Source organism: Streptomyces sp. NPDC026672, from assembly GCF_040638185.1.
GTDB lineage: Bacteria > Actinomycetota > Actinomycetes > Streptomycetales > Streptomycetaceae > Streptomyces.
The window spans coordinates 47,517-55,106 of record NZ_JBEZXS010000052.1; the positions used below are offsets into that span (position 1 = coordinate 47,517).

Annotated in this window: 6 protein-coding genes and 5 pseudogenes; 6 read left to right on the forward strand and 5 right to left on the reverse strand. The window is 69.9% G+C overall.

Annotated elements, in window-relative coordinates:
- Positions 1-289: 289 nt before the first annotated feature.
- A pseudogene (locus tag AB0F77_RS37465) lies at positions 290-430 on the forward strand (IS5/IS1182 family transposase); the annotation flags it as partial.
- Positions 431-678: 248 nt separating this feature from the next.
- Here AB0F77_RS37465 and AB0F77_RS37470 read toward each other — a convergent pair.
- Entirely contained in the window at positions 679-1,506 is an 828-nt protein-coding gene (locus tag AB0F77_RS37470) for an SDR family NAD(P)-dependent oxidoreductase (RefSeq protein ID WP_361957443.1), read from the reverse strand.
- A gap of 320 nt (positions 1,507-1,826) precedes the next feature.
- On the opposite strand from AB0F77_RS37470, the pseudogene AB0F77_RS37475 reads away from it, so the two are divergent.
- Positions 1,827-2,304, forward strand: a pseudogene (locus AB0F77_RS37475) (SDR family oxidoreductase).
- A 159-nt stretch (positions 2,305-2,463) separates the two neighbouring features.
- Here AB0F77_RS37475 and AB0F77_RS37480 read toward each other — a convergent pair.
- Together AB0F77_RS37480 and arsM are read right to left on the reverse strand one after the other, a co-directional pair.
- Positions 2,464-2,590, reverse strand: a pseudogene (locus AB0F77_RS37480) (phosphate transport system regulatory protein PhoU); the annotation flags it as partial.
- 30 nt (positions 2,591-2,620) lie between these two features.
- A complete protein-coding gene (gene arsM, locus AB0F77_RS37485; RefSeq protein ID WP_361957446.1) occupies positions 2,621-3,511 on the reverse strand; it encodes an arsenite methyltransferase in 891 nt (296 codons plus the stop codon).
- Between the two features lie 105 nt (positions 3,512-3,616).
- Between arsM and AB0F77_RS37490 the strand changes: the two genes are divergently transcribed.
- The 4 genes and pseudogenes from AB0F77_RS37490 to AB0F77_RS37505 all read left to right on the forward strand — a co-directional run.
- Positions 3,617-3,997 carry a metalloregulator ArsR/SmtB family transcription factor gene (locus AB0F77_RS37490; protein WP_361957449.1) on the forward strand — a complete coding sequence of 127 codons (381 nt, stop codon included), beginning with the start codon at positions 3,617-3,619 and terminating at the stop codon, positions 3,995-3,997.
- Positions 3,994-4,728 carry an MIP/aquaporin family protein gene (locus AB0F77_RS37495; RefSeq protein WP_361957452.1) on the forward strand — a complete coding sequence of 245 codons (735 nt, stop codon included), beginning with the start codon at positions 3,994-3,996 and terminating at the stop codon, positions 4,726-4,728. Before AB0F77_RS37490 ends, AB0F77_RS37495 begins: the two co-directional genes overlap by 4 nt.
- Positions 4,729-4,759: 31 nt before the next feature.
- Positions 4,760-5,182, forward strand: coding sequence for an arsenate reductase ArsC (locus AB0F77_RS37500; RefSeq protein WP_361957455.1), 423 nt, complete (start codon positions 4,760-4,762; stop codon positions 5,180-5,182).
- Positions 5,183-5,245: 63 nt separating this feature from the next.
- Positions 5,246-5,557 (forward strand): annotated as a pseudogene (locus AB0F77_RS37505) (CBS domain-containing protein); the annotation flags it as partial.
- Positions 5,558-5,894: 337 nt separating this feature from the next.
- Here the strand turns inward: AB0F77_RS37505 and AB0F77_RS37510 are convergent.
- Together AB0F77_RS37510 and AB0F77_RS37515 are read right to left on the reverse strand one after the other, a co-directional pair.
- On the reverse strand, positions 5,895-6,620 hold the full coding sequence (locus AB0F77_RS37510) for an SDR family oxidoreductase (protein ID WP_361957458.1): 726 nt from the start codon (positions 6,618-6,620) through the stop codon (positions 5,895-5,897).
- Between the two features lie 38 nt (positions 6,621-6,658).
- Positions 6,659-7,590 (reverse strand): annotated as a pseudogene (locus tag AB0F77_RS37515) (ATP-binding protein); the annotation flags it as partial.

Genomic DNA, 7,590 nt, shown 5'->3' on the forward strand with positions numbered 1-7,590 from the left:
TGCACAACCTCTTGGAGGGTCTGACGTGACTTGACGTGCGTGCGGCACGACGCCGGTCGTGGGGGTGCTGATCTGTCGAAGCGTCTGGTTCCTGATGAACTCCGGGAGTCGGCCGCCCCGTTGCTGCCGTTGGACCTAGGCCCGCCTGTGGCGTCGGCTGCACCGGGCGGTGCTGGACGAACTCGCGGCCCGGGCCGAGGTGGACCGGACCCCGGCGATCGCCGACGCGGCCTCCGTTCGCGCCCAAAGTGGGGACCACTGACCGGGCGGGACCACTGACCGGGCCGAGATCGAACGGTCGATCGCCTGGCTCTTCGACCGCCGCCGCCTCACCGTCCGATACGAACGAAACGGCTCGCACTTCCTCGCCCTCCTCGGCCTGGCCGCCGCCCTGACCTGCTACAAGAAGCTCGCGAAACTTGCCACGTGAGACACCCTCCGAGTGTGGTCCGCACTCCTGCGTCCGTCAGTTGGAGGGTGCAGCGTTCGAGCCGTTCGCCGTCGCTCACATGTCCCAGAAATCGGGGGCGCCCGGGGTGTGAGCTGTGTGACCGGCCGGGCGCGCGACTCGCGGACGGCAAGGGAGAGTTGGGCGGACACCCGCAAGCCGTGCGGGACGGGGCCGCCCCGGCTGTGGGCCGGGGCGGCGGACGGCCGGGGTCGCCGACCCGTCATGGGTCAGGAGACCCGCGGCGCCGATTCCGCGGACGGCATGACGTCGAGGATGGCGGCTGTCCGCGCGCTGATCAGCGGCTTGACCATGTCGTCGGTGAAGATCCACGGCGCCCGGTCCGCCTCGATCCCCGCGATCACGATCTCCCCGACCTCGGCAGCCGAGATGCCGCTCGCGACCAGGGTACGCATGGCCTCGCGCCACTCCTTCATCTCCGGCGCGTCCCCGCCGCTCTCGCGGGCGACGAGTGAGGCGGAGTTGTCCACGATGCCCGTGGCGACAGCACCGGGGCACAGCACGCTGACCCCGATGCCGTGCGGGGCGAGTTCCTGGCGTAGCGACTCGGAGATGCCCACCACGGCGAACTTGGAGCCGTGGTAGAGGTAACCGCCGCCCTCGGGAACGAGGCCGGCGGCGGATGAGGTGTTGACGATGTGCCCGGTGGTGCCGCGTTCCAGCATCCTCGGCAGGAAGGTCTGGAGTCCGTTGATGACTCCGCCCAGGTTGACGCCCATCACGAAGTCCCAGGATTCGTAGGACATGGCGTCCACGGCGACCCGCGTACCCAGGCCCGCGTTGTTGAACAGCAGCGAGACCGGGCCCAGTTCATCCTCCACCTTGTCCGCGACCTGCTCGAAGGCGGTGCGGTCGCGTACGTCCAGGACGAAGGTGCGGACCTCGCCCCGCTCAGAGGCCAGCGACTCCCGCGCCTCGGTCAGGGCGTCCGCGTCCACGTCGGTGATCGCGACGTTCACTCCGCGCGCGGCCAGCGCGCGGGCGATGCCCTGTGCGGCACCGGTGACGAGAGCCGTCCTACCTGCGAAGTCCTTCATCTTGACGCTCCGATCGAGCTTGGTTGCACGGGACTTGAGTGTTTCCCGATCAAGTGTTTCAAATAAGTGTATGGCAAGGCTCGCGGCATGGTTGGTACGGGTGGGACGGGCAGGGGTCGAACTACGTCACGCGCCTGGATCTGAAGGAACCGGTGTGCCAGAGCGGCTGACGGAAGCCGCCGAGGCGCATCTCGGCAGCCTGAAGGGCAGCCGTTGGACTTCGTCGACCTCCACCCCCTCACCACGTAGTGCACTTCCAGGAGGTGCCGCCGACGGTTACGGACCGTGACGATGAGTGCCGATCATGACCAGCCCGCACCGTGGGTATCGGCGCCGGCATTGCACGTCTGCTGGCCGCATCGGGGTGGCACGCATTTTCGACGAAGTCGAACAACGGCTGGGCACTGTCACCGCGCTGGTGATGTGCCACTGTGAGTCTGTTGACTCCGGCCTGCTCGACACCACCGTCGAGAGTTTCGACCGGCATTTCGCCGTCAACGCGCGCGCCACCTGGCTTCTCATACGTGAGTTCGGAAGTCGCTTCGAGCCATGGACCGCATCACCCTGGCCGCCGCCCGCGAACTCGCCCACCTCGGCGTGACCGCAAACGCCGTCAACCCCGGACCGGTTGACACCGGCTGGATGTCCGAGGAAACCCGGGAGCACTGTGTCCGCAGCACCCCGCTCGGCCGTCTGGGCACTCCGCAGGACACCGCTCACCTCGTGGACTTCCTGTGCTCCAGGGAAGGCGAGTGGATCAACGGCCAGCTGTTGATGAGCAACGGTGGCCTTGCGTAGGCAGCACGTCCGAGCCCGGCAGGATTTCGTCGCGTACGAGGGGATGGGCCCGTACATCGGCGAGGTGCCGCCGGGGCGCCGGGCCGGGGGCGGGGAGGTCATTCGGCGTCCGTGGTCGCCCGGTCGCCCGGTCGCCCGGTCGGCTGGTTGTCTGGTTGTCTGATTGGCGTGTTCGCCGGTGACGACGTGGGCGACCTCCCTGGGCGACGGATACGGCGTGGTTGACGAAGGGTTCGTAGGCGCGGCCGACCGGAGTGACGTTCACGGCGGTCTCGACTCCGTGCTCGGTGGCGCGCGGAGCCCTGCTCGTGTGGCCTCAGTTCCGGCAGTCGCAGCCGAAAGCCGTCTTGGCCTCGGCGACGGTCTGAGAGGGGGCGACAGCGGTTTCGCCGGAGGTGCAGCACAGGTTGACGCCGCAGCACGCGCCGGCCGACTGTGTCGCTTCCGAGGAGGCGCCCGCGGGCACCGGCTTGGTGGCTCGGACGATGGCGGAGTGCATGCCGTCGGCGACCTGGTGGGTCGGGGTGATCTCGATGTCGGTGAATCCGGCGGCTTGCAGACCTGCCCGGTATTCGGCGAAGGAGAGCGCGCCGGCGATGCAGCCGACGTAGTCGCCGCGTTCGGCCCGCTGCTCGGTGGTGAGGGTGTCGTCGGCGACGATGTCGGAGACCCCCATGCGGCCGCCGTGCTTGAGGACGCGGAAGGTCTCGGCGAAGACGGCGAGTTTGTCGGTGGACAGGTTGATCACGCAGTTGGAGATCACGACGTCGATCGTGTTCGCGGGCAGCGGGACGGACTCGATGGCGCCCTTGAGGAACTCCACGTTCCTGGCGCCCGCCCTGGCGGCGTTGGCGAGGGCCAGGGCGAGCATTTCGTCGGTCATGTCGAGGCCGTACGCCTTCCCCGTCGGGCCGACGCGGCGGGCGGAGAGCAGGACGTCGATGCCGCCGCCCGAGCCCAGGTCCAGGACGTGCTCGCCTTCGCGGAGTTCGGCGACGGCGGTGGGGCTGCCGCAGCCGAGGGAGGCGGCGACGGCCTCCGCGGGCAGGGCGTCGCGGTCGTCGGCGGCGTAGAGGGCGGAGCCGAAGTTGTCGTCGACCTCGACAGGCTGCGGTCCGCAACAGGCGCCGCCTTCGGCGACCTTCACGGCTGCCGCGGCGTAGCGCTGACGGACGGTTTCGCGCAGGTCGGTGGATTGCTCGCTCATGTCTCACTCCCAGGCGACGGGCCACGGCAGGGGCCCGGAACGGCTTGTATTGACGTTCGTTGATGCAACCTTGCGCCCTGGATCGAAGGATGTCAACATAGAGGAATGTCGAAACAAGAGCTTGAGGTGATCGGCCAGGACCAGGACGCCGCCTGCTGCCCGGGCCTGTCCGCCGCGCCGCTGGACGAGGACCGGGCGGCCGACCTGGCGAAGGTCTTCAAGGCCCTGGGGGACCCGGTCCGACTGCGGTTGATGTCGATGATCGCCTCGCGCGGCGAGGACGGCGAGATCTGCGTGTGCGAGCTGACACCGGCCTTCGACCTGTCCCAGCCGACGATCTCCCACCACCTCAAGCTCCTGCGGCAGGCCGGACTCATCGACTGCGAGCGCCGCGGCACCTGGGTGTACTACTGGGCACTGCCCGGCGTGCTGGTGCGGCTGGCCGCGTTCCTGGCCACCGCGCAGCCCGCCGGAGTCACCGCGTGAACACCTCCCTCGGCCGCCGTGCCGCCGCCGAGGCGATCGGGACCGGGCTGCTGGTGACGGTGGTGGTGGGCTCCGGCATCCAGGCCACCGAGCTGTCGCACGACGTCGGTGTGCAGCTGCTCGCCAACTCCCTCGCCACCGTCTTCGGCCTGGGCGTGCTCATCCTGCTGCTCGGGCCCGTCTCCGGCGCGCACTTCAACCCCGCCGTCACCCTCGCCGCCTGGTTCACCGGCCGCCGCACCCCGGACGCCCTCGCCCTGCGGGACGTCGCCGCCTACGTGACGTCCCAGATCGCGGGCGCGATCGGCGGGGCGATCCTGGCCGACGCGATGTTCGCCGAACCGCTGGTGAAGTTCTCCACCCACGACCGGTCCGCCGGCCACCTCTGGCTGGGCGAGGTCGTCGCCACGGCCGGGCTCATCCTCCTGATCTTCGGCCTCGACCGGATCGGCCGCCCCGCACTCGCCCCGGCGGCTGTGGCCTCCTACATCGGGGCCGCCTACTGGTTCACCTCCTCCACCTCGTTCGCGAACCCGGCAGTGACCATCGGTCGCGCCTTCACCGACACCTTCGCCGGAATCGCGCCCGCGTCCGTCACCCCTTTCATCGCGGCCCAGCTACTCGGAGCCGCGCTCGGGCTGGGCGCCGTTGCCATGACGTACGGCCGACCCGCCCCGGCCGGAACCGGGGTCACCGTCCCGCACAACGAACCCGAACTCGCCTCACCCTGACCCCGCCCTGCCATCGAGAAAGCCCTCCGCCATGAGCACTCCCACCACCCGTCCCTCGGTGCTGTTCGTCTGCGTCCACAACGCCGGGCGCTCCCAGATGGGCGCCGCCTTCCTCACGCACCTCGCCGGTGACCGGATTGAAGTCCGCTCAGCCGGCTCCGCGCCCGCCGACACCGTCAACCCGGCCGTGGTCGAAGCGATGAACGAGGTCGGCATCGACATCTCCGCCGAGACCCCGAAGATCCTTACCACCGAGGCCGTGCGGTCCTCGGACGTAGTGATCACCATGGGCTGCGGAGACACCTGCCCGGTCTTCCCCGGCAAGCGGTACCTGGACTGGCAACTGGACGACCCGGCGGGCCAGGGCGTGGACGCCGTGCGGCCCATCCGGGACCGGATCGAACAGCGCGTGCGCGGTCTGCTCGCCGAACTCGGCATTCCGACAGCGGCCTGAGGCGGCGCCACCGTCAGAGGCTTGCCTCCGGCCGTGTGACGGAGGCGACTGCAACGGCGGGTCGTGCTGGTGACCGAGGGCGACGAGTTGCGCGGTCTGGTCAGTGACCGCGACCTTGTGGTCCGGGCTCTGGCGGAGGGCGGCGACCCGGAACGGACGACTGTCGCCTCGGCCTGCAGCGAGGATCTTGTCACCGTGACCCTCGATGAGGATCTCGACCGTGCGGTGGAGATCATGCGTGAGCACTCGGTGCGCCGTCTGCCTGTTGTCGACGAGGGGCACCCGGTGGGCATCGTCTCCCTCGGCGACATGGCGATCGAGCGGGACGCGACGTCCGTGCTCGGCGACATCAGCGCCGCCGAGCCGAACCGGTAGGGAACCCGCGGAGCAGCGGGAGTGATGAGGTTCTCCGGCCCCGGAGAACCTCATCACTCCCGGCCCGGCGACGCGGCCGGGATCGCGGACCTTGGCGTGCCGGTGCTGGGTACGTGGGCACCGATGCCCCACGGCCCCCGATCGCGCACAGGGGCGAGGACTTCGTCCGATCCGCACGGTCGGGCACGGCATGAGCGGAACGGGGACGCCTGGCCCGACCCGCCGCAGGCCGGTGAGCCGGGTTGCCTCCCGCCGGGCGGTGGACCACACCCGGTCTCGCGCGCCGGCCCGCACAACACCCCGCGGTCCCGGGCCCGGCGACGCGGCCGAGAGGGCTTCAGGTCGGCGGTCGACCGTGGGGATGGTCGGCCAGCATTGCCTTGAAGGTACGGGTGTGTTCGTCGACGAGCGCTTCGACGCGCCCTTCCTCAAGGGCGTCCAGCGCCGCGGTGACGTACACCTGCGGGGTCGTCTTGGGAAGCTCCAGGCCGGCCGTCATGTCCGTGTCGATCAGGGCGGAGTGCACCGCCACGACGCGTGTCCCCTGCCCGGCCAGCTCGTCGCGTGCCGAATTGGTCAACGACCAGGCCGCCGACTTGGAGGCGCTGTAGGAACCCCACGGGGCGTAGTTGATGAACGACAGGACGGACAGCGCGTTGACGACGGCGCCCCCGCCGTTGCGGCCGAGCACCGGGGCGAAGGCCCGCATCATGGCCAGTGTGCCGAAGAAGTTGGTCTCCATCTCCTCGCGAAGGTCGTCGAGGGACGCGGCTCCGAGCAGCGGTCCGCGGTGGAAGACCCCCGCATTGTTGATCAGGACGGTCACATCGCCGCACTGGTCGGCTGCGGCGGTGACCTGCTCGGGGACGGTCACGTCCAACCGGACGGGCAGGATGCCGGGGTCCACGATCGTGGCGGGGTCACGGGCCGCGCCGTAGACCTTGGCGGCTCCCCGCGCGGTCAGTTCCCGCGCGAAGGCCCGGCCGATGCCGCGGTTGGCACCGGTGACCAGGGCAACCGCGCCACGCAGGGAGAACGAGGGCTGAACAGTGTCGGCAGTCATACGGAAACTCTCGCCCGCACACCTGCTCATTTCACAGGTCAAACACCGCTCGACTTCTGCTCAGCGGCCGCTCTCCGGCCACCGTCCTTCAGCGGCGCTCCGTAGAGCTCCCCGTGCCAGAGCCTGTCGCACACCTCCTGGAGGCCACGGGCCCGATGACGCCTGAAGGTGCTCAGAGGCAGTCCGAGCCGTGCGGCCATGGCTTCCTGGGTCGGCACACCTCGGAAGAACGCCGTGACCAGAGCCGTGTGGAGCTTCCTGCTCCGGGGGTCCTGCCCCAGCTCCTCCACGACGTCGGCCAGCACGTCCCGCAGCGCCGCGGCAGGCTCACCGTCCAGGCCGGCCGTGAGCCTGCTGCGTGTCAGCGGGTTGACGGCGATCCGGTCGAGGTTCCGCCACGAACGCAGCGCGTCGTGCACGGCGTCGTCGAACTCCTCCCGGGAGAGCACCACCAGATCGGCAGGGAGAGCGGCCGGCTGCCGCCGCGCACCGAACAGTTCCTGTTCCACGTGCCGGTCCAGCCAGGGTTCGAGCGGCACGGCCCTCCAGTCGTGCGCGTACAGCCCGTACGTCCGGCTCCCGACCGTCGCGTCGACGGCAACCCGGTGCTGGTCGAGGTATTCCATCTGCGGCTCCCAGAACGCCGGATCAGCGACCACGATGTAGGACCAGGCGAGGTGGCGCGCTCGCATCCACTCGGACAGGATCCGTATCTGCACGAGGTCCGTGACCGGCGAGGGGCGCTGATAGACGGGCGGGTACACCATGAACCGGGCCAGCGCGATGTGTTCGCCGCTCCGGATCGGGCCGGCCGAGCGACTGTGGTTCCAGGCCGCGGCCACCACGGCGTCGGTGCCGACCTCCTCGTCCTCGCACGCGCCCAGCCGCAGCCAGGCCATGAACGCGACGGCCTCGCCCGTGGCGAGCGACCGGTAGACGTAGAAGGCCTCCGGTTGTCTCGTGAGCCAGA